The organism is Pseudomonas sp. FP603 (assembly GCF_030687415.1).
GTDB classification, from domain to species: domain Bacteria; phylum Pseudomonadota; class Gammaproteobacteria; order Pseudomonadales; family Pseudomonadaceae; genus Aquipseudomonas; species Aquipseudomonas wuhanensis.
In genome coordinates this window covers 1,208,947-1,233,985 of record NZ_CP117431.1, presented here as the reverse complement: position 1 = coordinate 1,233,985, position 25,039 = coordinate 1,208,947, and the positions used below count along the sequence as shown (strand labels likewise).

General features: G+C 59.4%; 21 protein-coding genes and 1 pseudogene. 14 read left to right on the top strand and 8 right to left on the bottom strand.

The window, feature by feature from the left end; all coding sequences use genetic code 11:
- Positions 1-69: 69 nt before the first annotated feature.
- From PSH65_RS05770 to PSH65_RS05755, 4 genes are all read right to left on the bottom strand, one after another.
- The gene (locus tag PSH65_RS05770) at positions 70-834 is read right to left on the bottom strand and encodes an amino acid ABC transporter ATP-binding protein (RefSeq protein ID WP_007905492.1); all 765 of its coding nucleotides are present in this window, start codon (positions 832-834) and stop codon (positions 70-72) included.
- Positions 835-844: 10 nt separating this feature from the next.
- Positions 845-1,942, bottom strand: coding sequence for an amino acid ABC transporter permease (locus PSH65_RS05765; protein ID WP_305425295.1), 1,098 nt, complete (start codon positions 1,940-1,942; stop codon positions 845-847).
- Positions 1,943-1,952: 10 nt separating this feature from the next.
- Positions 1,953-3,134, bottom strand: coding sequence for an amino acid ABC transporter permease (locus PSH65_RS05760; protein ID WP_305425294.1), 1,182 nt, complete (start codon positions 3,132-3,134; stop codon positions 1,953-1,955).
- Between the two features lie 65 nt (positions 3,135-3,199).
- Positions 3,200-4,231 carry an amino acid ABC transporter substrate-binding protein gene (locus tag PSH65_RS05755; RefSeq protein WP_305425293.1) on the bottom strand — a complete coding sequence of 344 codons (1,032 nt, stop codon included), beginning with the start codon at positions 4,229-4,231 and terminating at the stop codon, positions 3,200-3,202.
- Positions 4,232-4,699: 468 nt separating this feature from the next.
- Between PSH65_RS05755 and PSH65_RS05750 the strand changes: the two genes are divergently transcribed.
- From PSH65_RS05750 to PSH65_RS05730, 5 genes are all read left to right on the top strand, one after another.
- Positions 4,700-5,356 (top strand): alpha/beta hydrolase, encoded by a 657-nt coding sequence (locus PSH65_RS05750; RefSeq protein ID WP_305425292.1) that lies wholly within the window; start codon positions 4,700-4,702, stop codon positions 5,354-5,356.
- 85 nt (positions 5,357-5,441) lie between these two features.
- A complete protein-coding gene (rhlB, locus tag PSH65_RS05745) occupies positions 5,442-6,929 on the top strand; it encodes an ATP-dependent RNA helicase RhlB (protein WP_305425291.1) in 1,488 nt (495 codons plus the stop codon).
- Positions 6,930-7,068: 139 nt separating this feature from the next.
- Entirely contained in the window at positions 7,069-8,016 is a 948-nt protein-coding gene (locus PSH65_RS05740) for an ornithine cyclodeaminase family protein (protein WP_305425290.1), read from the top strand.
- Positions 8,017-8,161: 145 nt separating this feature from the next.
- Entirely contained in the window at positions 8,162-9,289 is a 1,128-nt protein-coding gene (locus PSH65_RS05735) for an FAD-binding oxidoreductase (protein ID WP_305425289.1), read from the top strand.
- 100 nt (positions 9,290-9,389) lie between these two features.
- Positions 9,390-10,031 (top strand): transcriptional regulator, encoded by a 642-nt coding sequence (locus tag PSH65_RS05730; RefSeq protein ID WP_305425288.1) that lies wholly within the window; start codon positions 9,390-9,392, stop codon positions 10,029-10,031.
- 221 nt (positions 10,032-10,252) lie between these two features.
- On the opposite strand, the gene PSH65_RS05725 is transcribed toward PSH65_RS05730, so the two are convergent.
- Both PSH65_RS05725 and hmpA read right to left on the bottom strand, forming a co-directional pair.
- The gene (locus tag PSH65_RS05725) at positions 10,253-11,029 is read right to left on the bottom strand and encodes an ABC transporter substrate-binding protein (RefSeq protein ID WP_305425287.1); all 777 of its coding nucleotides are present in this window, start codon (positions 11,027-11,029) and stop codon (positions 10,253-10,255) included.
- 233 nt (positions 11,030-11,262) lie between these two features.
- Complete coding sequence (hmpA, locus tag PSH65_RS05720) at positions 11,263-12,444, bottom strand: NO-inducible flavohemoprotein (RefSeq protein WP_305425286.1); 1,182 nt, start codon at positions 12,442-12,444, stop codon at positions 11,263-11,265.
- Positions 12,445-12,592: 148 nt separating this feature from the next.
- Here hmpA and norR point away from each other — a divergent pair, with 148 nt between their 5' ends.
- The 5 genes from norR (at position 12,593) to PSH65_RS05695 (ending at position 16,917) form a co-directional block, all read left to right on the top strand.
- Positions 12,593-14,146 (top strand): nitric oxide reductase transcriptional regulator NorR, encoded by a 1,554-nt coding sequence (gene norR / locus PSH65_RS05715; protein ID WP_305425285.1) that lies wholly within the window; start codon positions 12,593-12,595, stop codon positions 14,144-14,146.
- A gap of 141 nt (positions 14,147-14,287) precedes the next feature.
- Positions 14,288-15,190, top strand: a complete 903-nt coding sequence (locus PSH65_RS05710; protein ID WP_007905472.1) for a chemotaxis protein CheV — start codon at positions 14,288-14,290, stop codon at positions 15,188-15,190.
- Between the two features lie 27 nt (positions 15,191-15,217).
- Complete coding sequence (locus tag PSH65_RS05705; RefSeq protein WP_305425284.1) at positions 15,218-15,676, top strand: GNAT family N-acetyltransferase; 459 nt, start codon at positions 15,218-15,220, stop codon at positions 15,674-15,676.
- Positions 15,677-15,760: 84 nt separating this feature from the next.
- Entirely contained in the window at positions 15,761-16,087 is a 327-nt protein-coding gene (locus PSH65_RS05700; RefSeq protein WP_305425283.1) for a hypothetical protein, read from the top strand.
- An 83-nt stretch (positions 16,088-16,170) separates the two neighbouring features.
- Positions 16,171-16,917, top strand: a complete 747-nt coding sequence (locus tag PSH65_RS05695) for a YkgJ family cysteine cluster protein (RefSeq protein WP_305425281.1) — start codon at positions 16,171-16,173, stop codon at positions 16,915-16,917.
- 159 nt (positions 16,918-17,076) lie between these two features.
- Here PSH65_RS05695 and PSH65_RS05690 read toward each other — a convergent pair whose 3' ends face one another.
- The gene (locus PSH65_RS05690) at positions 17,077-17,334 is read right to left on the bottom strand and encodes a hypothetical protein (RefSeq protein ID WP_007905458.1); all 258 of its coding nucleotides are present in this window, start codon (positions 17,332-17,334) and stop codon (positions 17,077-17,079) included.
- Between the two features lie 486 nt (positions 17,335-17,820).
- Between PSH65_RS05690 and PSH65_RS05685 the strand changes: the two genes are divergently transcribed.
- The 4 genes and pseudogenes from PSH65_RS05685 to PSH65_RS05670 all read left to right on the top strand — a co-directional run bounded on the left by PSH65_RS05685 (position 17,821) and on the right by PSH65_RS05670 (position 23,893).
- Positions 17,821-18,981 carry an efflux RND transporter periplasmic adaptor subunit gene (locus PSH65_RS05685; protein ID WP_305425280.1) on the top strand — a complete coding sequence of 387 codons (1,161 nt, stop codon included), beginning with the start codon at positions 17,821-17,823 and terminating at the stop codon, positions 18,979-18,981.
- Positions 18,978-22,070 (top strand): multidrug efflux RND transporter permease subunit, encoded by a 3,093-nt coding sequence (locus PSH65_RS05680; protein ID WP_305425278.1) that lies wholly within the window; start codon positions 18,978-18,980, stop codon positions 22,068-22,070. The genes PSH65_RS05685 and PSH65_RS05680 overlap by 4 nt, the downstream gene beginning before the upstream one ends.
- A 9-nt stretch (positions 22,071-22,079) precedes the next feature.
- A pseudogene (locus tag PSH65_RS05675) lies at positions 22,080-22,201 on the top strand (DNA-binding response regulator); the annotation flags it as partial.
- A gap of 198 nt (positions 22,202-22,399) precedes the next feature.
- Complete coding sequence (locus PSH65_RS05670; RefSeq protein ID WP_305425277.1) at positions 22,400-23,893, top strand: sensor domain-containing diguanylate cyclase; 1,494 nt, start codon at positions 22,400-22,402, stop codon at positions 23,891-23,893.
- A 207-nt stretch (positions 23,894-24,100) separates the two neighbouring features.
- On the opposite strand, the gene lpxC is transcribed toward PSH65_RS05670, so the two are convergent.
- Positions 24,101-25,012 (bottom strand): UDP-3-O-acyl-N-acetylglucosamine deacetylase, encoded by a 912-nt coding sequence (gene lpxC, locus PSH65_RS05665; RefSeq protein ID WP_007939852.1) that lies wholly within the window; start codon positions 25,010-25,012, stop codon positions 24,101-24,103.
- Positions 25,013-25,039 lie beyond the last annotated feature (27 nt).

Here is a 25,039-nt window from a genome sequence, read left to right as displayed (position 1 = left end):
GCGTCATGCTGGTCGCACCAAAAATAAACCCGGAACATAGTCCGGGTCTATTTCACTGCCTGGCGTCGATCAATGCAGGATCTGGCTCAAGAACAGCTTCGTACGCTCATTCTGCGGGTTGTCGAAGAAGTCGTTCGGCGCGGCCTGTTCGACGATTTCACCCTTGTCCATGAAGATCACGCGGTTGGCCACGGTACGGGCGAAGCCCATTTCGTGGGTTACGCAGAGCATGGTCATGCCGTCTTCGGCCAGGCCGATCATGGTGTCCAGAACCTCTTTCACCATCTCTGGGTCGAGTGCCGAAGTCGGTTCGTCGAACAGCATGATTTTCGGTTTCATGCACAAGGCGCGGGCAATCGCCACACGCTGTTGCTGACCGCCGGACAGTTGCCCCGGGTATTTATGCGCCTGCTCCGGAATGCGTACGCGCTCCAAGTAGTGCATGGCGATTTCTTCAGCCTTGCGCTTGGGCATCTTGCGTACCCACATCGGCGCCAGGGTGCAGTTCTGCAGGATGGTCAGGTGCGGGAACAGGTTGAAGTGCTGGAACACCATGCCGACTTCACGGCGGATCGCTTCGATCTGCTTGAGGTCGTTGGTCAGTTCCACGCCATCGACCACGATGCGCCCCTGCTGGTGTTCTTCCAGACGATTGAGGCAACGGATGGTGGTGGATTTGCCGGAACCCGATGGGCCGCACAAAACGATACGCTCGCCTTGCTTGACGTTCAGGTTGATGTCTTTCAACACGTGGAACTGGCCGTACCACTTGTTTACGCCCTGCATCTGAATAATGCCTTCAGGGCTCACAGGCTTTTTGATCGCTTCACTCATCACAAAACTCCTAACGCTTGTGGCCAGTGTCCAGCTTGCGTTCCAAATGCATGGAATAGCGGGACATACCAAAACAGAAAATCCAGAACACCAGGGCCGCGAACACATAGCCTTCAGTGGCCATGCCCAGCCATTTCGGGTCGGCGGCGGCTTGCTTGACGCTGTTGAGCAAGTCGAACAGGCCGATGATGATCACCAGGCTCGTGTCCTTGAACAGCGCAATGAAGGTGTTGACGATGCCAGGGATCACCAGCTTCAGGGCTTGCGGCAGAATCACCAGACCCATGCTGCGCCAGTAACCCAGGCCCATCGCTGCAGCCGCTTCGTACTGACCTTTGGGGATCGCTTGCAGACCGCCACGCACCACTTCAGCGATGTAGGCCGACTGGAACAGGATCACGCCGATCAGCGCCCGCAGCAGTTTGTCGAAGTTCATGCCTTCGGGCAGGAACAACGGCAACATCACCGAAGACATGAACAGCACCGTGATCAACGGCACGCCGCGCCAGAATTCGATGAAGGTCACGCAGACCACGCGAATCGCCGGCATGTTCGAACGACGGCCCAGGGCCAGCACGATACCCAGCGGCAATGCGCCGACGATACCAACGGTAGCGATCACCAGGGTCAGCATCAGGCCGCCCCACTGGCTGGTCGGCACTTCGGTCAGACCAAACCAGCCACCGTGCAACAAGGTGTAGGAAATGATCGGATAGAGCACCAGAAAGCTCAGGCCGTAGATTGCCTTGTGCGGAACACGTGCGATGAACAACGGCGCCACGCCAATCACCGCCAACCATACGGTCAGGTCCACGCGCCAGCGCAGGCCTGTCGGGTAGTAGCCATACATGAACTGGCCGAAGCGCTGCTGGATGAACACCCAGCAGGCGCCCTCCTTGGTGCAGTCGGCGCGGGTGGTACCGACCCAGTTGGCATCGAGAATCGCCCAGCTCACGATAGGGGGGACTATCAGGTAAATCAGATAGAACGCGAACAGCGTCAGCAGGGTGTTGATCCAGCTGGAGAACATGTGCGCCCGCATCCACGCCACGATACCGATGCTACTGCTCGGTGGTGGCATGTCGGGTTTGAAAGTATGAGTCGTCATGCGCTTTTCCTTACCGCTCGATCAGCGCAATGCGCTTGTTGTACCAGTTCATCAGCAGGGAAATGCTGATACTGATCGCCAGGTACACGCTCATGGTGATGGCAATGACTTCGATTGCCTGCCCGGTCTGGTTCAGCACCGTACCGGCAAACAACGACACCATCTCCGGATAACCGATACCGGCCGCCAGCGAGGAGTTTTTCGCCAGGTTGAGGTATTGGCTGGTCAGCGGTGGAATGATCACGCGCAGAGCTTGCGGGATGATCACCTTGCGCAGGGTCGGACCGTTGCGCAATCCCAACGAGTGCGCCGCTTCGGTCTGGCCATGGCTGACCGACTTGATGCCCGAACGCACGATTTCGGCGATGAACGCCGCGGTGTACACGGTCAGCGCCAGGGTCAGCGCCAGCAGTTCCGGGATCAATACCCAGCCACCTACAAAGTTGAAACCTTGCAGCTGTGGCATTTCCCAATGCAGCGGCGCGCCGAAGATCAAGGCGCACAACGCAGGTATCACCAGGAACAGCGCCAGGCCGACCCAGAATTTGTGGAACGGTACGCCGGTCGCTTCGAAACGCTTGTTGGCCCAGCGGCACATCAGCACGATCGCGACAATGGCCACGACGATGCTCGCCACAAACGGCCAGAAACCATCCGCAGTCAACGCTGCCGGCATGTTGAGCCCGCGGCTGCTGACAAAAAAGGTGTCGCCGAAGTTATGGCTGTTGCGTGGCCCTGGCATGGTCAGGAACACCGCGAAGTACCAGAACAGGATTTGCAGCAGCGGCGGAATGTTACGGAAGACTTCGACATAAACCGTTGCCAGTTTGGCAATGATCCAGTTCTTCGACAGCCGCGCCACACCGACGATGAAACCAAGGATCGTCGCCAGGATCACACCGATAAAGGTGACCAGCAGGGTGTTGAGCAGGCCGATGACAAACACCCGGGCATAGCTGTCCGATTCGGTGTAGTCGATCAGGTGCTGAGCGATGCCGAAACCGGCACTGCGCTCAAGGAAGTCGAAACCCGAGGTGATGCCCCGGTGCTGGAGGTTGGTTTGCGTGTTATCGAACAAAAACCAGCCCAGCGAGACCACCGCCACAATGGTGATGATCTGGAATACCCACGCACGCACTCGTGGATCGCTGAGGCTGAGCCTCTGCTTTGGTGCGCCGATTGAATTTTGCATGAAGTGCCCCGGAAATAATGGAACAGAACATCACCCGGCGGTTGGCCCGCCGGGTGATAGAACCATCAGCGCACTGGTGGTGCGTATTGAATGCCGCCAGCATTCCACAGGGCGTTCAGCCCGCGGTCGATTTCCAGCGGAGTTTTCTTGCCGAGGTTCTTCTCGAACACTTCGCCGTAGTTACCGACTTGCTTGACGATCTGCACGACCCAGTCTTTCTTCACTTTCAAGTCTTTGCCGTACTCGCCGTCAGAGCCCAGCAGACGAGCGACGTCCGGGTTCTTGGTGGCTTTGGCTTCGGCTTCGACGTTCGCCGAAGTGATGCCTGCTTCTTCAGCGTTGAGCATGGCGTAACCAGTCCAGCGCACGATGGCCAGCCACTCGTCGTCGCCATTACGCACGACCGGGCCCAGTGGCTCTTTGGAGATGGTTTCTGGCAGAACCACGTAGTCCTTCGGCGAGGCCAGCTTGCTGCGCTGGGCGAACAGCTGGGACTTGTCGGAGGTCAGCACGTCGCAACGACCGGATTCCAGCGACTTGGCGCTTTCATCGGAGGTGTCGAAAGTGATCGGGGTGTACTTCAGACCATTGCCGCGGAAGTAGTCGGAAACGTTCAGCTCGGTGGTGGTACCGGCCTGGATGCAGATGGTCGCGCCATCCAGCTCTTTGGCGCTCTTGACGCCCAGCTTGTTGTTTACCAGGAAGCCGATGCCGTCGTAGTAAGTGATGAAGCCAGGAAACTTCAGGCCCATGCCCGCGTCACGGGAACTGGTCATGGTGGTGTTACGCGACAGAATGTCGATTTCACCGGACTGCAGCGCGGTGAAGCGCTCTTTGGCGTTCAACTGGCTGAATTTGACCTTGGTCGCATCGCCGAAAACGGCAGCGGCCACAGCACGGCAGAAGTCAGCGTCGATGCCGACGATCTTGCCGGTGGAGTCCGGAACCGAGAAGCCCGGCAGACCGTCACTCACGCCACACTGTACGAAACCTTTCTTCTGCACTGCATCCAGGGTTGCACCCGCCTGAGCGAACCCACTGACACCGAGCACTGCGGCTGCAGTCACGATGGCCAGGGTGGATTTCAATAACTTCATTCAAACCTCCAGTTTTGCTCTTGTTGTGTCGGAGCTTGAGCCCTGTCGCACCCTTATGAGGCGTTGTTGACCCGTGTTGGCTTTTTTTAGGGTCAACCGACGCAGGACCGTCGCTATGAGTCTAGTAGGAGAAAATCCACGTCATGGATAACTCCCTTCTCACCAATCGGCCGAACGGGCGGTAGCCCTTTCACGTTCGCGAAGCCCGTAGCGGCCTTTGGCGAACATCCATCACCGGATTCTTTGCTATCCCACGACCAGCCGTACACTGATAGTGTTACCGCCAGGCATGAGATTGGTTGCACAGGATCTCCCATAGCAAAGCCCGTACCAGACCGCTCGCTAAAGCGATTCAGCGCAAGGTCAATAGCAAAACTTGCAACCGTGCGACATCTTCTTAACTGATCAACCCATCGCGCACTTCAACCTCGCACTTAATGAGCGCGCATGCACAACAATGGAGCAGACATGACCGAGCCCCTGATTCTTCACCCCGTCAAGCCCGCAGACGCCTGCGTAATCTGGCTGCACGGGCTGGGTGCCGACCGCTACGACTTTTTGCCGGTCGCCGAAGCGTTACAGGAAAACCTGCTCACCACCCGTTTCGTTTTGCCCCAGGCCCCGACTCGCGCCGTCACCATCAACGGTGGCTACGAGATGCCAAGCTGGTACGACATATTGGCCATGAGCCCGGCACGCGCCATCAGTCGCGAGCAGTTGGAGGAGTCCGCGCAACGGGTCGTGGATTTGATTGAAGTGCAGAAGGCCAGCGGAATAGACGCCTCGCGGATCTTTCTCGCCGGTTTTTCCCAAGGCGGTGCCGTGGTATTGCACACAGCCTTCCTGAAATGGCAGGGACCGTTGGGCGGCGTACTTGCGCTCTCGACTTATGCCCCGACCTTCAGCGATGAACTGGAGCTTTCCGCCAGCCAACAGCGTATTCCCGTGCTGTCGTTGCATGGTCAGTATGATGACGTCGTGCAAAACTCCATGGGCCGGACCGCCTACGAGTATTTGAAGCAGCATGGTGTCACCGTGACATGGCAGGAATACCCAATGGGCCACGAAGTGTTACCCGAAGAAATTCGCGACATTGGTGTCTGGCTCGCCGAGCGTTTGCGCTAAAAGCTACCCATTGATCCATCGCACTACGCCGCGCCCGATTCTTGCATTACACTGGCCGGCGTATATTCCTTAACCAATTGATGAGATGACCGTGCTCAAAGCACTCAAGAAAATGTTCGGTAAAAGCGAGACTGAGCAGCTCGCGCCAGTCTCCAGCGCTCCTTCTCATACTCCCAGCCACCGCACCGACGGTAGTCAGCCTGGCCGGACCGCAACCGTAGCGGCACCGAAGCACGAGCCGGTGACCACACCGACCGCCCCCGCAGCCCCGGCCATCGCCTCTGAGCAGCCGCGCAGCGAAGCCCCGAAACCGGCAAAACCGCGTCGCGAACCAAAGCCAAAAGCGCCGGTTATTCCCTGGAAACTCGAAGACTTCGTCGTCGAACCCCAGGAAGGCAAAACCCGCTTCCACGATTTCAAACTCGCCCCCGAACTGATGCACGCCATTCAGGACCTGGGCTTTCCGTACTGCACGCCGATCCAGGCACAGGTGCTTGGCTTCACCCTCGCGGGCAAAGACGCCATCGGTCGCGCCCAGACCGGCACCGGCAAAACCGCCGCGTTCCTGATTTCGATCATCACTCAGCTGCTGCAAACCCCGCCGCCCAAAGAACGCTACATGGGTGAACCACGGGCGCTGATCATCGCCCCGACCCGGGAACTGGTGGTGCAGATCGCCAAGGACGCCGCCGACCTGACCAAGTACACCGGCCTCAACGTCATGACATTTGTCGGCGGCATGGACTTCGATAAGCAACTCAAGCACCTCGAAGCCCGTCACTGCGACATCCTGGTGGCCACTCCGGGCCGTTTGCTCGACTTCAACCAGCGCGGCGATGTGCACCTGGACATGGTCGAAGTGATGGTGCTGGACGAAGCCGACCGGATGCTCGACATGGGTTTCATCCCACAAGTGCGTCAGATCATTCGCCAGACTCCGCCGAAGAACGAGCGTCAGACGCTGCTGTTCTCCGCAACCTTCACCGAAGACGTGATGAACCTCGCCAAGCAATGGACCACCGACCCGTCGATCGTCGAGATCGAAGCGCAGAACGTGGCCAGCGAAAACGTCGAGCAACACATCTACGCGGTGGCCGGTGCCGACAAATACAAACTTCTCTACAACCTGGTCAACGATAACGGCTGGGAGCGGGTGATGGTCTTCGCCAACCGCAAGGACGAAGTGCGGCGCATCGAAGAACGCCTGGTACGCGATGGCGTCAACGCGGCGCAATTGTCTGGCGATGTGCCGCAGCACAAGCGCATCAAGACCCTGGAAGGTTTCCGCGAAGGCAAGATCCGCGTGCTGGTGGCCACCGATGTGGCCGGTCGCGGCATTCACATCGACGGCATCAGCCACGTGATCAACTTCACCCTGCCGGAAGTCCCGGACGACTACGTGCACCGCATCGGTCGTACTGGCCGTGCTGGCGCGGATGGCGTGTCCATCAGTTTTGCCGGTGAAGATGACTCCTACCAGCTACCGTCCATCGAGGCGTTGCTGGGTCGCAAGATCAGTTGTGAAACGCCACCGACGCATCTGCTGCGGGCGGTTGAGCGCAAGCGCCCGTAACCAGGGCCTTTCAGAAAGAGGCGCAGCCGGAAACGGACTGCGCTTTTTTTTCGTCCGGCTTTTTTCAACAGGACTTGCTAGAGACAACTAAAAGTCCATAATGGACAAATTAGTTTACTTTCAGCGCCCGGAGCCGACCATGCCCAGCACGCCTTACGTGATCACCCAACCTCAGGCCCGCGAACTGCTGGCGCAAGTTGATGTGCCGCAGATTCTGCGCAAGCTGTTCCGCGACCTGGCCGCCGGGCAAGCCGTACAACCCGCGCAACAGCTGGTGGAATTCCCGCAAGGTGCCGGGGACTTCATCAATTACCTGGGTGTGCTGGCCGAAGACGGGGTATACGGCGTCAAGACGTCGCCTTACATCGTGCGCGAGCAAGGTCCGCTGGTAACCGCCTGGACGCTGCTGATGTCGATGCAGACCGGCCAGCCGTTGCTGCTGTGCGATGCTGGTGAGCTGACCACCGCACGCACCGCAGCGACCACGGCGGTGGCGGTCGATGCCCTCGCGCCGTTGAAGGCCCAGCGCCTGGCGATCATCGGCAGCGGTAAAGTGGCCCAGGCGCACCTGTACTACGTCAAGGACCTGCGAGACTGGCAAAGTATCAGCCTCTATTCGCCGAGCCTGAATGGCAAGAATCCCGAAGCACTGGCCCAACTCAAAAGCCTCGATCCACGACTGACCCTCGCCGACAGTTGCGAAGCCGCGATTCAGGACGCAGACGTGATTATGCTCTGCACCTCGTCCGCCGGACCGGTGATCGACCCGTCAATTTTGAGCAAGCCGGCGCTGATCACCTCCATCAGCACCAACGCACCACGCGCCCATGAAGTGCCACCGCAGAGCCTCAATGACATGCAGGTGTTCTGTGACTATCGTCAAACCACCCCAGGCTCGGCCGGCGAGATGCTGATCGCCGGTGAGCAGCATGGCTGGGACAAGCATTCGATTGTCGGCGACCTGCCCGACTTGCTCAGCGAAAAAGTCCAGCGCCCTGAATACGACCGCTCTGTGTTCTTCCGCTCCATCGGCCTGGGCCTGGAAGACATCGCACTGGCCAATGCCCTTTACCGCTTGCAGCAATAGCACCTCAATCCCTGTGGGAGCGGGCTTGCCCGCGATGCAGGCGCCGCGCTCTGTCAGGCACACCGCGGTGATGCCATCGCGGGCAAGCCCGACTCCCACAGGGTTTATCTATAACCATGGCATTTGCGCCCCACAGGAGACGTTCATGAGCCAGGCAGATTTCATCATCATCGGCGGCGGGATTGCCGGCGCTTCCACCGGTTTCTGGCTGTCGCAGCACGGGCGGGTGATTGTGCTCGAGCGCGAATCCCATCCGGCCTATCACTCTACCGGACGCTCGGCGGCGCTGTTCACCGCCGCCTATGGCACGCCGCAGGTTCGGGCATTGACCCAGGCCAGCCGCGACTTCTTCGACGCACCGCCGCCCGGTTTCTGCGAACACCCGCTGCTGACCCCACGTGGCGAGATGACTGTCGACTTCACCGGCGATCCGGCCGAGCTGAGCAATCAATACCTGAGCGCCAAAGCCACGGTGCCGCAAATGCAGCGGCTGAGCGCCGACGAAGCGTGTGCGCGCCTGCCGATCCTGCGTCGGGAAAAAGTCCATGGCGCGATCTACGACCCGACCGCCAGCGACATCGACACCGACGCTCTGCATCAGGGCTATCTGCGCGGTATCCGGCGCAATAAAGGTGAAGTTCATACCGACAGCGAAGTGCTGAACCTGACCCGTGATGCCGAAGGGCAGTGGCAAGTGCAAACCAACACTCAGACCTTCAGCGCTCCAATCATCATCAACGCCGCCGGTGCCTGGGCCGACAAGATTGGCGAGCTGGCCGGCGCCAAGCCGCTGGGTTTGCAACCCAAGCGCCGGGCAGCCTTTATCTTTGCCGGCCCCGAGGGCTTGGATATCCATGACTGGCCAATGCTGGTCAGCCTCGACGAATCCTTCTATATGAAGCCCGACGCCGGCATGTTCCTCGGCTCACCGGCCAACGCCGACCCGGTAGAACCCCACGACGTGCAGCCCGAAGAGCTGGACATCGCCATGGGCATTTACCAGATAGAAGAAGCCACCACCCTGACCATCCGCCGCCCGACCCGCACCTGGGCAGGCCTGCGCAGTTTCGTGCGCGACGGGGACTTGCTGTCCGGCTTCGATCAGCAGGTACCGGGGCTGTTCTGGGTCGCGGCGCAAGGCGGCTACGGCATCCAGACGTCGCCAGCCATGGGCCAGGCCAGCGCCGCCCTGGTACGCGGTGAAGCCTTGCCCGAACAGCTCACCCGTTTCGGCCTGGACGCCGAGATGCTCTCCCCCGCCCGCCTGGGCTGATCCTGATCCTGCCCCCTCAGGTGACGTGTCCACACGATTGCGGCAAACTTCCAGTGCCCCTTTTTTAACGGGGCGCTGACGCTGCCTGGAGTTCCACTGTATGAACGCACCTGAAAAAGACTCGGCCCTGGACGCTACGTCCATGGACAACTTCCGCGCGATTGCCGATGCGATCGCCACGTTGTTCTTCCCTCACGCCGAGGTGGTGCTGCACGACCTGCGCACGCAAAAGGTCGATTACATCGCCAACAACCTGTCCAAACGGGAAATCGGCGATGACTCGTCGCTGGAAGACATGCTCAGCGAAGACGTCAGCGAACGAAACATCGGGCCGTATGAAAAGCTCAATTGGGACGGCCAGAAGATTCGCAGTCTCAGCAGCGTACTGCGCGACAGCAAGGGTCGTCCGCTGGCGGTGCTGTGCATCAACCTGAATATCTCGTTGTTCGAAAACGCGAAAGCGGCGCTGGATTTGTTCCTGTCGCCGACCAAGCTGATCCCGCAACCGGACTCACTGTTTCGCGATGACTGGCAGGAACGGATCAACACCTTTCTGCACGCCTGGCTGCGCGAGCGTCAACTGAGCCTGAATGTGCTGACCCGCGACCACAAACGCGAACTGGTGCTGGCGCTGCACGCCGAAGGCGCCTTCAAAGGTAAAAGCGCCTCCAACTATGTGGCCAATGTGCTGAACATGGGGCGGGCGACGGTGTACAAGCATTTGAAGGAATTGAAGGGCTAAAAATTTGTAGTGACTGTTCCGGCCGCATCGCGGGCAAGCCCTCTCCCACAGGGTCCGTTTCGTACACAAAACATGAGTACACCGCAGAACCTGTGGGAGATTTGTAGTGACTGTTCCGGCCGCATCGCGGGCAAGCCCTCTCCCACAGTGTCCGTGTCGTGCACAAAACATGAGTACACCGCAGAACCTGTGGGAGCGGGCTTGCCCGCGATGGCGATTAATCAGTCGCCGTAGATGTCAGACTTGAAATACTTCTGCGAAATCTTCTGATACTCGCCATTGGCGCGAATCTCGTCGATCGCCTTGTTCAGATCCGCCACCAACTGCGTGTTGCCCTTGCGCACAGCAATCCCGGCGCCCTCGCCCACGTATTTCGGATCCTTGAGTTCCGGCCCGACAAAAGCGTAACCGGCGCCACGCGGCATCGCCAGGAAATCACTCAACGGGATGGTGTCGGCAAAAATCGCATCGAGGCGACCGGCTGCCAGATCCATGTAGATTTCTTCGTTGTTGCCGTAGCGCTTCACGTTGATGCCCTTGGGCTCGAAAACCTCGGTGGCATAACGGTCGGTGGTGGTTGCACGCTGCACGCCGACATTCTTGCCCTTGAGGCTGGCGTACTGATCATCCACCACTGCACCGTCCTTCATCACCAGACGCGATGAGGTGAAGTAATACTTGTGAGTGAAATCCACCGATTTCTTACGGTCTTCGTTAATGGTCATGGACGACAGCGCCATGTCGATTTTCTTCACCTTCAGGGAAGGAATCAGACCGTCGAACTCGCCTTCGACCCACTCACACGTGACCTTCATCTGCGCGCACAGGGCATTGCCGATCTCGTAGTCGAAACCGACTATCTTGCCTTCCTGGGTTTTGGACGCGAACGGCGGATAAGCCGCTTCGATGCCGATGCGCAGGTTTTTCTCGGCGGCGAACAGGCTACTGCACGCCAACAGGCTCATGGCCAGACCGGTGATGAGGGGGAATTTCTTCATATTCGTTCTCTCGCGGGTTGTTGTTGGTTTGGCAAGACAGAAGAAGCTGAAACGGGGGAAAACCTTTTTTGTACTTAGAATTCCATACTGGACTTTTATGTATTTTCCGTCAATCAGGTAGGCAGCCTCATACCCGGCCTCTGGTCGGGTGCTAGCCAAATGCAAAAAAGGCCGGGTCGGTGCTTCGCAAACAAGCGAAACACCGACCCGGCCCTCGGGAACCGCCCAGACAGTTATTCCAGTGCGGCAGCCGGCCCGAAGAACTCGTAACGGCTCTGCTTCTCTGGCACACCCAAGGCCTTGAGGTGACGTTTGATCGCCGCCATGAAGCCCTTAGGTCCCAGGAAGTACGCATCCACGTCACGCTGTTCCGGCAACCACTCGCCAAGTTGCGCCTGGCTCAACAGGCCAACCTTGTCCGCCGCCGGGCTGACACCATCGTCTTCGGCGTAGCAGTAAAAACGCTTGAGCTGCGGATGACGCTCGGCCAGGCCATCGATCCAGTCACGGAAAGCATGCACGCTGCCGTTGCGCGCGCAGTGGATAAAGTGCACTGGCCGCTCGGTCGCCAACGCCGCTTCGAGCATCGCCAGCGTCGGGGTGATGCCGACGCCGCCACTGATCAGCACCAGCGGTTTGTCGCTGGCGGTCAGGGTGAAATCGCCCGCTGGCGGGAACAGCAGGATGCTCGCGCCGACGTGCAGTTGATCGTGTAAATGGTTGGAAGCGCGGCCACCGGTTTCGCGCTTGACGCTGATGCGGTACTGGCCCTTGTTGGCCAGCGCCGACAGCGAATAGTTACGTCGAATTTCTTCGCCATCGAGGATCAGTTTCATGCCGATGTACTGGCCAGGCTCTGCCGCGAGAATCGGGCCCTTGTCCGCCGGTTCGAAGTAAAACGAGATGATTTCCGCGCTCTCCTCGACCTTGGCCGCCACGATGAACTCCCGCGCACCACGCCAGCCGCCCGGCGCCTGTGCTTTCTGGTCGTAGATGCTGGCTTCGGCGCCGATCAGGATCTCGGCCAATTGACCGTAGGCCGCGCCCCAGGCACTCATCACTTCGGGCGTGGCGATCTCTTCGCCCAGCACTTCGGAAATTGCTCGCAACAGGCAGCTACCGACGATCGGGTAATGTTCCGGGAGGATTTGCAGGGCCACGTGCTTGTTGATGATCTTGGCTACCAGGTCGCCCAATTGATCGAGCTGGTCGATGTGCCGCGCATACATCAATACACCGTTGGCCAAGGCGCGAGGCTGATCGCCGCTGGCCTGGTGAGCCTGGTTGAATAGCGGGCGGACCTCCGGGTATTCGGAGAGCATCATGCGGTAGAAATGAGTGATCAACGCTTCGCCGCCGCTTTCCAGCAACGGCACGGTGGACTTGACGATGGCACGGTCTTGAACGCTAAGCATAAAGGGCGACTCCTGAGCTTTATGTGAATACCCTTTACCTATCAGTTTCCATGCCAACAATTAAAACGTTATAAATCAATTAGTTAAAAACAAAGTAGTCATATCGACATACGAGGCTTTATAGTCACACCGACTACATGGAGTCATTATGACTGCAAAATTATTGCTCACGACCCTCCTACCCCTGGTCTCCGACCTGTCCCGCGAATTGCCCGAAGGCGAGCGCTACCGACGCCTGCTCGAAGCCATGCGCGCCCTGCTCCCTTGCGACGCCGCGGCCCTGCTGCGACTCGACGGTGAGTGGCTGGTGCCGCTGGCCGTGGATGGGTTGAGCACCGACACCCTCGGTCGACGTTTCAAGATCAGTGAACATCCGCGCTTCGAAGCGCTGCTCAGCAGTCCCGGCCCGACTCGCTTCGCTGCCGACAGCGAGTTGCCCGATCCTTATGATGGCCTGGTCGATGGTCTGCACGATCACCTGGAAGTCCATGATTGCATGGGCTGCCCGCTGTTTATCGACGAGCGCCCGTGGGGTTTGCTGACCCTCGACGCGCTCGACCCTGAACGTTTCGAACCGATCGAACTGGACGCCTTGCAAGCCTTCGCCAGCCTCGCCGCCGCCACGGTCAACGCCGCAGAACGCATCGAACGGCTGGCCAATCGCGTCGAAGACGAACATCAACGCGCCGAGGTTTACCGTCAGGCCAGCGGCCAACAGAACCGCGAAATGATCGGCCAGAGCAAGGCTCACAAACGCTTAATGGAAGAGATCAGCCTGGTGGGCGGCAGCGACCTGACGGTGCTGATCACCGGCGAAACCGGAGTCGGCAAAGAGCTGGTGGCCCAGGCTATCCACGCGGCGTCCCCACGAGCCGACAAACCAATCATCAGCCTCAATTGCGCCGCCCTGCCGGACACGCTGGTGGAGAGCGAATTGTTCGGCCATGTGCGCGGTGCGTTCACCGGCGCGACGAATGATCGGCGCGGCAAGTTCGAACTGGCCAATGGCGGCACGTTGTTTCTCGATGAAGTGGGCGAGTTGTCGCTGACCGTGCAGGCCAAATTGCTGAGAGTGTTGCAGAGCGGGCAATTGCAGCGCCTGGGCTCGGACAAGGAGCATCAGGTCGACGTGCGATTGATCGCAGCAACCAACCGCGACCTGGCTGAAGAAGTGCGCAGCGGTCGCTACCGTGCCGACTTCTATCATCGCCTGAGCGTTTACCCCCTGCTGGTGCCCGCACTGCGCGATCGCGGCCGGGATGTGCTGCTGCTCAGCGGCTATTTCCTGGAACAAAACCGCTCACGCATGGGCCTCAACAGCCTGCGCCTGACCAGCGATGCGCAAGCGGCACTATTGGCGTATGACTGGCCGGGGAACGTGCGGGAGCTGGAGCATTTGATTGGTCGTAGTGCGTTGAAGGCGCTGGGTAACTGCAAGGAGCGCCCGAAAATCCTGAGCTTGAGCGCGGCGGATCTGGACTTGCGCAATGGCAGGATTGAACACACGCCAGAACCCGTGGTTACTGCGCCAGCGGCTGCATTGGCTTCAGGGGATTTGCGTGAGGCCACCGAGCATTATCAGCGCCAACTGATCAGCGTTTGCCTGGAACGGCACCAGAACAACTGGGCCAGCGCGGCGCGGGAGCTGGGGCTGGATCGGGCGAACCTGGGGCGGATGGCCAAGCGGTTGGGTATGAAATAGTCTCACCTGGATAATGTCGTACCGTTTGGCTGGCAATGGGCATTTCCCCTAAAGCCTGCCCCCGACAAGTCGATAACCCGGCATCGATAGCTGTTGGCGATCTTCACAATCGCCCATCACCTTTTTCCACAGAAGGTTTTTATGTCTTCCAACAAAGCCCGCGCAGATTCACTTTCGCTTCTGCTGTTTACCTTGCGCAGCGGCAAGCTGATGGCGATCAACCTGCTGAAAGTCAGCGAAATCATCCCTTGCCCGCCGCTGACCAAGCTGCCGGAGTCGCACCCCCACGTCAAAGGCATCGCCACCCTGCGCGGCGCGTCGTTGTCGGTGATCGACCTGAGCCGCGCCATCGGCGAGCGACCGCTGGAAGACCCGAACGGCGGCTGCCTGATCGTCACCGACGTCAGCCGCTCCAAGCAGGGTTTGCACGTTCAGGCGGTGAGCAAGATCGTCCATTGCCTGACCACCGACATCCGTCCACCGCCCTTCGGCTCCGGCGGCGTGCGCTCGTACATCACCGGCGTGACCTCGGTCGACGGCACGCTGGTGCAAGTGCTGGACATCGAAAAGGTCATCCACGGCATCGCTCCGGCGCAGATCGAAACGGCCCCGACCGAACTGAGCATGGAAGACGCCGAAGTACTCGGCAACGCGCGGATTCTGGTGGTCGATGATAGCCAGGTCGCCCTGCAACAATCGGTGCACACCCTGCGCAACCTCGGCCTGCAATGCCACACCGCTCGCAGCGCCAAAGAAGCCATCGACTGCCTGTTGGACCTGCAAGGCACCGCCCAGCAAATCAACCTGATCGTCTCGGACATCGAAATGTCGGAAATGGACGGCTATGCCCTCACCCGCACATTGCGTGAAACCCCCGACTTTTCGCACCTCTATGTGTTGCTGCACACCTCGCTGGACAGCGCGATGAACAGCGAGAAGGCTCGACTGGCCGGGGCCAACGCGGTGCTGACCAAATTCTCCTCACCGGAATTGACCAAATGCCTGATCGCGGCGGCCAGGGCCGTCGCCGAACAAGGTCACTGAGTTTTGGCCGAGGACTTTTGTTTTCTGATGCGGCGCAACCTGGCTGAGGATGTGCCGCCTTTCACTTGGCCAAATGGCATTGAGTTGACCGAGTACCGTCCCGAACTGGCCGAAGATGTTCATCACTTGATGGAGCTGGGCTATCGGGAAGGTAGTGGTCGCGTACCGACGCTGGAAGTCTGGCAGCAACGTTTTGAAACCGATCCCGAATATGATCCGACCCTGTGCTTTATTGCCCTGGATGCCGAAGGTATTGTCGGCGTCGCCCAGTGCTGGACCAGCGCTTATATCAAGAGCCTGGTGGTGCACCCGCGCGCTCAAGGCCTCGGACTTGGCCGTGCGCTGCTGCTAAATGCGTTCAACGTGTTTCAGCAACGCCGCGAAGGCTTTGTGGATTTGAAGGTGCTGGAAAACAACCTTCGGGCCCAGCGCTTGTATGAAAGTGCCGGGATGTATGTGGTCCGCCGGGAACCGGTTCCAACCTGACACCGCGAAGAGGCCCGCATAACCAATCCAAAACCATCAGGCATACTCCGACCTCGGCCACTACCCGCCAAGGATGCCTAAACCATGAAAGCCATCACCCTGACCGTCCTCTGCCTCACCACCCTCGCCACCCAAACCCACGCCTCCAGCCCCGACGCCTGGGCCGCCTTCGATAAAGCCGTGCTCGCCAGTTGCACCAACGCCAGCGGCCTGAAGAACGTCAAACCCGTCGGCAATGCCGCGCAGTTCGATGACCGGGTGGGTTATACCGCGCTCCTGCTGCAAGGCCAGTACCCGCAAAAACACATGAAAGGCCAGCAAGGCACCGAGCTGTGCCTCTACAACAAGAAAAGCAAAACCGCCTACGTGACCGAATGGGACTCCATCCGCCCCACAGCAAAAGCGCAGTGAATGGCGCATAACTTGCTTCGGCACAGGCCTTTGCGGTGGCTTTTTGTCGCCATTTCATGCCCCCACAGGTGACTGGCCGTTCAATGAATACAACGTTTTCCTGCGTAGGTTGTGGCAAATGCTGCAACGACCATCATGTGCCCCTGACACTGGCAGAGGCCCGGATGTGGGCGGCCGATGGCGGTCAGGTGATCGTGCTGGTGGAGGCCTTCCTCGCCAATGGCCTGGGCCTGCCCGCGCAGCAACGCGAACACGCCGAACGCCGTTCGGTGGCGGTTCTAAGTGGTGCCTGCGAGGTGCACGTGGCGATCACCTTTGCCGCCTACAACGTCGGTCCCTGCCGGAATCTTGACGAAGACAACCTCTGCCGCATCTACGAACGCCGACCGCTGGTGTGCCGCATCTATCCGATGGAAATCAATCCGCACATCCCACTCAACCCGACGGTAAAGGAATGCCCACCCGAGTCGTGGGAAAAAGGGCCGGATTTGATCATCGGTGGTGAACTGGTGGATCAGGAACTGGTGGGATTGATCCAGCGCTCCCGTCAGGCGGATCGCGATGAGATTCAGGCCAAGGATGCGATTTGCGCGTTATTGGGGATTCGGACGACAGCGTTGAAGGGCGATGGCTTTACCGCTTATCTGCCGGATATGAACGCGTTTTCCACGGTCATCGATCAGGTTTCAGCGCAATCGCAGATGGAGTCGGGCGGTGACTGGTTGTTTCACGTGTCAGGCGATGATATTGCCGGGCAAGTGCTGGCGGCCGGGGCGCAGGTGGCGACTGAAGTGCCGCTGAACTATGCGTTTATTTCGTTGCGGGCCTGAGCCAGAGGTATGTGGTGTCTGTGCGGGCCCCTTCGCGAGCAAGCTCGCTCCCACATTAGTTGATTTGTGTCGTACACCGAATCTGTGAACGACGATGAACCACTGTGGAAGCGGGCTTGCTCGCGAAGATGGCAGATCAGGCACCGCAGAGGTAAAAACTCAGCGCTTACCCATCGAACGACGAGTGCCAGGAGGCGCTGCCCCCGGGGTCTTGGTGTGACCATTCTTGGCGCCGTTCTTGTACCAAGGCTGGCTGGCATTCTTCGCCGCAGCCAATTCACCCGGCTTGAACGGAAACTTGAACGCTGGAATCGCCGCTTTGGTTTCGCTGTCTGCGCTGGAGTCGACGCTGTCTGGCAGGTCTGCCTGGTCGTCGCTCAAAGCGTCGGCAACCGGCGGTTGTGTCGGGGAAGTCATGAAAGCTCCGGGTGATGCTCAAAGAGTCCGGCCCGGTAGGCGAGCCGCGAAAGGCGGCAGTATACCTGTCTCGGGAGTCGCAAGCTGCAGTTGGTCAGTTGGGTTTTGTGTTGACTGACCAACCGCTTTCGCGGGCAATCCTCGCTCCTGCAGGTGCATTGTGTCGTACACCGAATCTGCGAACGACGATGAACCCTGTGGGAGCGGGCTTGCCCGCGATAGCGGTGTGTCAGGCTCAGGGATGTTGGATGTGCCACCGTTATCGCGGGCAAGCCCGCTCCCACATTAGTGGAGCGGTGTGCACCCGTCCCTCACCACTCATTAGCTCGCCTGCCGCTTTTGATCACGGGAATCAGCATCAGCCCAAAGAGGTCCAAACTGACAGCGCCGTCAGTTACCAGTCACTCTCCTGACGGGCTAACAGGTTTATAAAGGAAGGTATAAACCTGACAAAACTCCGACCACTTTGCCCGGCGCCCCATTCGCATGCGAATTCAGAAAAAAACCGCCCTGCTCGCCGCCCTTCTGATCACCCTGGCAGTGCTGGGCGTGTGGTACGCCGCCAAACCCGCCACGACCAAACCGGCCACCTCCACCGCCATCCCCGTGCGAGTGGTCAGCGTCGCTGAAAAAGACGTGCCCCGCTACATCAGCGGCATCGGCTCGGTGCTGTCGTTGCACAGCGTGGTCGTGCGCCCGCAGATCGACGGCATCCTCACCAAACTGCTGGTCAAGGAAGGCCAACTGGTGAACAAAGGTGATCTGCTGGCTACCATCGACGATCGCTCGATCCGCGCCAGCCTTGACCAGGCCCGGGCGCAACTGGGCGAAAGTCAGGCGCAACTGCAAGTGGCGCAGGTCAACCTCAAACGCTACAAACTGCTGAGCGTCGACGACGGCGTGTCCAAGCAGACCTACGACCAGCAACAAGCGCTGGTCAACCAACTCAAAGCCACCGCCCAAGGCAATCAGGCATCGATCGACGCCGCTCTGGTGCAGCTTTCCTACACACAGATTCGCTCCCCGGTCACCGGTCGCGTCGGTATTCGCACAGTGGATGAAGGCAACTTCCTGCGCATGACCGACACCCAAGGCCTGTTCACCGTAACCCAGATCGACCCGATCGCCGTGGAGTTTTCCCTGCCGCAGCACATGCTGCCGACCCTGCAAAGCCTGATCAACGATCCACAGCACACGCCGGTCAAGGCTTACATCGGTGCCGACACCGACGGCGAAACCGGCAACCTGCTGGGCGAAGGCCACCTGACCCTGATCGACAACCAGATCAACGCCAACACCGGGACCATCCGCGCCAAGGCTGAATTCGCCAACCCTGCACAGAAACTCTGGCCGGGCCTGCTGGTAACGGTAAAGATTCAGACAGCGCTGGATAAAAATGCGCTGGTGGTGCCGCCCACCGTCGTACAACGTGGCCTCGATCAACATTTCGTCTACCGGGTCAACGGCGACAAGGTCGAAGCCGTTCAGGTGCAGGTGGTTTATCAAAGCAGCGGGCAGGACATCATCAAAGGCGTGAAACCGGGCGATGTGCTGGTCAGCGACGGCCAGTCGCGGCTCAAACCTGGCTCGACCGTGCAGGTAGTGACCGACCCACCGCAAGTCGTGCAATCGGAGCCGAAACCATGAAGGGCCATGGCTCGATTTCTGCGTGGTGCATCGATCATCCGGTGGCAACGGTCCTGCTGACCTTTGCCTTGGTGCTGCTGGGGGTCATCGCCTTTCCACGACTGTCGATTGCGCCGCTGCCGGAAGCAGAATTCCCGACCATCCAGGTGGCTGCGCAACTGCCCGGCGCCAACCCGGAGACCATGGCCTCGTCGGTGGCCACGCCGCTTGAAGTGCAATTCAGCGCCATTCCCGGGATGACCCAGATGACCTCGAGCAGCGCCCTGGGCTCGACCATCCTGACCCTGCAATTCACCCTCGACAAAAGCATCGATACCGCCGCGCAGGAAGTCCAGGCCGCGATCAACACCGCCGCCGGCAAACTGCCCAAAGACATGCCGAACCTGCCGAACTGGAGGAAGGTCAACCCGGCCGACAGCCCGGTGCTGATCCTCAGCATCAACTCGCCGCAAATGCCCGGCACCGAAGTCAGTGACCTGGTAGAAACGCTACTCGCCCGTCAGATCAGCCAGATCGATGGCGTAGGCAATATCAACATCACCGGTCAGCAACGTCCGGCGATCCGCGTGCAGGCCTCGGCGGACAAACTCGCCGCCATTGGCCTGACCCTGGCCGACATTCGCCTGGCGATCCAGCAGACCAGCCTCAACCTGGCCAAGGGTGCGTTATATGGCGAGTCGAGCATTTCGACCTTGTCCACCAACGACCAATTGTTCCACCCCGAGGAATACGGTCAGTTGATTGTTTCCTACAAGGACGGCGCACCGGTTCATCTCAAGGACGTGGCCAAAGTTGTCAATGGTTCGGAAGATGCCTACATCCAGGCCTGGGCTGATGGTCAGCCGGGGGTGAACCTGGTGATTTTCCGGCAACCGGGGGCCAACATCGTCGAAACGGTCGACCGTATTCAAGCGGCCCTGCCGTCGCTGGAGGCCATGCTGCCGGCCTCGGTGCAGGTCAAGGTGTTGATCGACCGCACGCAGACCATCCGCGCTTCATTGCATGAAGTGGAAGTCACCCTGCTGATCGCGATCCTGCTCGTGGTGGCGGTAATGGCGCTGTTCCTGCGGCAGTTGTCGTCGACCCTGATCGTGGCGGCGGTGCTCGGTGTGTCGCTGATCGCCAGTTTTGCCCTGATGTACATCATGGGCTTCAGCCTGAATAACCTGACGCTGGTAGCGATCGTGGTGTCCGTCGGGTTTGTGGTCGACGATGCGATTGTGGTGGTGGAAAACATTCACCGTCACCTGGAGGCCGGTGACGGCAGGCGCGAGGCGGCGATCAAGGGTGCCGGCGAGATCGGTTTTACCGTGGTCTCCATCAGTTTCTCACTGGTGGCGGCGTTCATTCCGCTGCTGTTCATGGGCGGCGTGGTCGGGCGGCTGTTCAAGGAATTCGCCCTGACCGCCACTTCGACCATCATGATTTCGGTGGTGGTGTCCCTGACCCTGGCACCGACGTTGGCCGCGCTGTTCATGCGTGCGCCGGAACACAGCCAATCGGGTTTTGGCGAACGCTTGCTGGCGTTGTATGAGAAAGGCCTGCGCCGCGCCCTCGCCCATCAGAAACTGACGATCGGTGTGTTCGGCCTGTCCCTCGGTCTGGCCATTGCCGGGTACATTTTCATTCCGAAGGGTTTCTTCCCGATACAAGACACCGGTTTCGTCCTCGGCACGACCGAAGCAGCGGCGGACATTTCCTACGGCGACATGGTGAAAAAACACCTGGCGATGGCCGAAATCGTCGCCGCCGACCCCGCCGTCGAGACGTTCTCCCACTCGGTCGGCGTTGCGGGCAGCAACCAGACCATCGCCAACGGACGCTTCTGGATTTCGCTGAAAAAACGTGGTGACCGTGATGTGTCTGCCAGCCAGTTCATCGACCGGATTCGCCCGCAATTGATGAAAATCCCGGGCATCGTGCTGTATCTGCGCGCCGGGCAAGACATCAACCTCAGCTCCGGTCCGAGCCGCGCCCAGTACCAATACGTACTCAAGAGCAACGACGGTGCCCTCCTGAGCACCTGGACCCAGCACCTGACGGAAAAACTGCGCAGCAACCCGGCGTTCCGCGACATTTCCAACGACCTGCAACTGGGCGGCAGCATCACCCACATCAGCATCGACCGCAGCGCGGCGGCGCGCTTCGGCCTGACCGCCAGCGATGTCGACGAAGCGCTGTATGACGCCTTCGGCCAGCGGCAGATCAACGAGTTCCAGACCCAGACCAACCAGTACAACGTGATTCTGGAACTGGACACCAAACAGCGCGGCAAGGCCGAAAGCCTCAACTATTTCTACCTGCGTTCGCCGTTGAGCGGGGAAATGGTGCCGCTGTCGGCCCTGGCGAAATTCGATGCGCCGACCATCGGCCCGTTGTCCATCGCTCACGACGGGATGTTCCCGGCGGCCAACCTGTCGTTCAACCTGGCACCCGGTGTCGCGTTGGGCGATGCGGTGATCATGCTTAATCAGGCCAAGACCGACATCGGCATGCCGGCGGCCATCAGCGGTAATTTCCAGGGCGCGGCCCAGGCATTCCAGAGTTCGCTGGCCAGCCAGCCGTGGCTGATTCTGGCGGCGCTGGTGGCGGTGTACATCATTCTTGGCGTGCTGTACGAAAGCTTCGTGCACCCGCTGACGATCATCTCGACCCTGCCTTCGGCGGGGCTCGGGGCGGTGATCATGCTGTGGATCTGCGGCCAGGACTTTTCGATCATGGCGCTGATCGGGCTGGTGCTGCTGATCGGTATCGTCAAGAAGAACGGCATTCTGATGATCGACTTCGCGCTGGATGCCCAGCGCAAACGTGGCCTGCCGCCGGAAGAGGCGATCTATGAGGCGTGTATGACGCGGTTCCGGCCGATCATCATGACCACCCTCGCGGCCCTGCTCGGCGCCCTGCCGTTGATGCTCGGCTACGGCACCGGCGCCGAACTGCGCCAGCCATTGGGCATCGCGGTGGTCGGCGGTTTGCTGGTGAGCCAGGCGCTGACGCTGTTCACCACGCCGGTCATATACTTGTGGCTCGAGCGGCTTTTCCATAGACCCACACCAGCACAGCAGCCGGTGCTGGCGACCACAGACTGAGGCGGGGTCATGCGCGTTCTGATTATCGAAGACGAGGAAAAAACGCGGACTATCTGCACCGTGGTTTGACGGAACAGGGCTACACCGTGGACGTGGCCCGCGATGGTGTCGAAGGCCTGCACCTGGCGCTGACGATTACCTCGGCAAACCGTTTCCGGGTAATTGTCGACTACCCTCTGAATGTCTTCTAAGCTTCAATTAGCAAAAGGCCAGCATGTTTTGCTGGCCTTTTCTTTGTCCGGGATTTATATAGGCGCGACGGTTTCTGGGACTCTGCCCGATTCTTGTAAAAGCACTTTCATAATGCCTTATTTGCAGAAGTCAGAACCATGAGTGTGAACAGTGCGAAATCCCGTGATCCGATCCGTTCGACACGGTCGGAGCGGCTTTTGGTTCTCAGTAGTGTGTTGTTGGTGATTGCGATACTGAGCATCGTCGCATTCCTGCTGATCCGTGAACGCGCCAATGCCGAATTGTCCGCCGCTCGTGCCGCCAACAATATCGTGCAATTGATCGACGCCGACGTACTGCGCAATGTCGAACTTTATGATGTGTCCCTGCTGGGTTTGATCGCTGCCTCCCAGCGTGAAGACCTCAAGAGCGTTTCTCCAGCCATTCGCCATCTGGCCTATTTCGATCGCGCCACTGCCGCGCCGTATAAAGGCAATATTTTGTTGCTCGACAACAAGGGCGACGTGATCGCCGACTCGGCCTCGGTGGAGCCCAGGCAGGGCAACTTCGCCGACCGCGAATACTTCCAGTCTCACGTCAACAACCCGGACCCGGGCATGTTCATCAGCCCCCCCTTCAGAGGCAGGTCGCCGGAACAGGATTGGCGTATCAGTTTCAGCCGCCGGGTGAACGGCCCCCAGGATGAGTTCCTGGGCGTGGCCGAAGCCGCCATGCGTTTGAGTTACTTCGATCAGTTGTTCAACAGTTTGAGCATCGGTCGCGACAGTACGGTCAATCTGATCAGCAAAGACGGGATTCTGCTAGCCCAGCAACCCCGCTTGGCCGAAGAGCTGATCGGCAAGGATTTCAGTAGCCGCCCCAATTTCCAACGCATCGTCAAGGAAGGCAACGGCAGCTTCACCGGCCTGTCCAGCCGCCACAAGGATAAGCGCCTGTACACGTTCTCCAAGGTCGGAAACCTGCCGTTGATCGTCATTGTTGCGCTGTCCAGTGATGAGGTCTTTGCGGCCTGGAAACGTACTGCGGTGGTGGTCAGCTCGGCAACCATTGCCCTGTGCGCAAGTCTGCTGTGGCTGACCGGGTTGCTTTGCCGGGAACTGCGTCGGCGCCACAGTGCAGAGCAGGAACTGTCACAACTGGCCGCCACCGACCCCTTGACCGGCTTGGCCAACCGCCGAAGCCTGGATCAGGCGCTACATCATGAATGGTTTCGTGCCCAACGTTCCGCTCAGCCGTTGTCGCTACTGATGATCGATATCGATCACTTCAAGGCGTTCAACGATCGCCATGGCCATCAGGGTGGCGATGATGCCTTGCGCTTGGTGGCCAAGGTAATCAGTACCCATGTTCGACGGCCAGCGGACCTGGTCGCCCGTTACGGTGGCGAGGAGTTTTCGGTGATCCTGGCTGAAACCGACAGCGCCGGCGCGCAACAGATTGCCAACAACGTCCGTACAGCGGTGGAGCAGTTGCCGTTGGTGGGGGGTGATGCGTCGCCGATTACTGTCAGTATCGGTATCAGCACATGGACGACGGCGTCCGATATCAGCCTGGAGCAGTTGCTGTTTGCGGCGGACAAGGCGCTGTATCAGGCCAAGGAAAACGGGCGGAATCGGGTGGTCGCTACGTAGTGAAATTTCCGTTGTGACGGCCGGCCCCATCGCGGGCAAGCCCGGCTCCCACAGGTCATGCGTCGTACCCGACTCCGCGTCAACCGCACAACCTGTGGGAGCCGGGCTTGCCCGCGATGGGGCCAGAACAGGCACCCCAGTACTTTCCCGCAGTCATAAAAAAAGGCCACCCGAAGGTAGCCTTTAAAAACTAGAGAGGTTTTTTGCTTACACGGCCGCAACAGGACGCATGTAAGAGATCGGTGCAGTGCTGGCGTCTTCGAAAGTCACGACTTCCCAAGCATCTGTCTGCTCAATCAACTTGCGCAGCAGCTGGTTGTTCAATGCATGTCCGGACTTGAAGCCCTTGAACTCACCAATCAGGCTATTGCCCAGCAGGTAGAGGTCACCAATTGCATCGAGGATCTTGTGCTTCACGAATTCATCTTCATAGCGAAGGCCGTCTTCGTTCAGTACACCATCCGCGTCGACCACAATAGCGTTTTCAACGCTGCCGCCGAGTGCGAGGTTGTGCTTGCGCAGGTACTCGATGTCACTCATGAAACCAAAGGTACGGGCGCGGCTGACTTCTTTTACGAACGAAGTGCTGGAAAAATCCACGCTTGCACTTTGTGTGCGGTCACGGAAAACCGGGTGATCGAAATCGATCTCGAAGCTCACTTTGAAACCTTCGAAAGGGACGAAAGTGGCGCGCTTGTCGCCGTCTTCCACTGTCACTTCCCGCAGGATCCGGATGAACTTCTTGGCGGCGTCCTGCTCTTCCAGGCCGGCCGATTGAATCAGGAATACGAAGGGTCCAGCGCTACCATCCATGATCGGGACTTCGGACGCGGAGAGCTCGACGTAGGCGTTATCGATGCCCAGGCCAGCCATGGCCGAGAGCAGGTGCTCCACCGTGTCCACTTTGACGTCACCGTTAACAAGCGTGGTCGACATAGTGGTTTCGCCAACGTTTTCCGCGCGGGCAGGAATCTGCACCACAGGGTCGAGGTCAGCACGACAAAACACAATGCCGGTGTCGACGGGCGCTGGCTTGAGGGTCAGGTAGACCTTCTCCCCGGAGTGCAGGCCGACACCTGTGGCACGGATAATATTCTTCAGGGTGCGTTGTTTTATCATGGCATGGGCCGCTTCAGCGCAAATTGC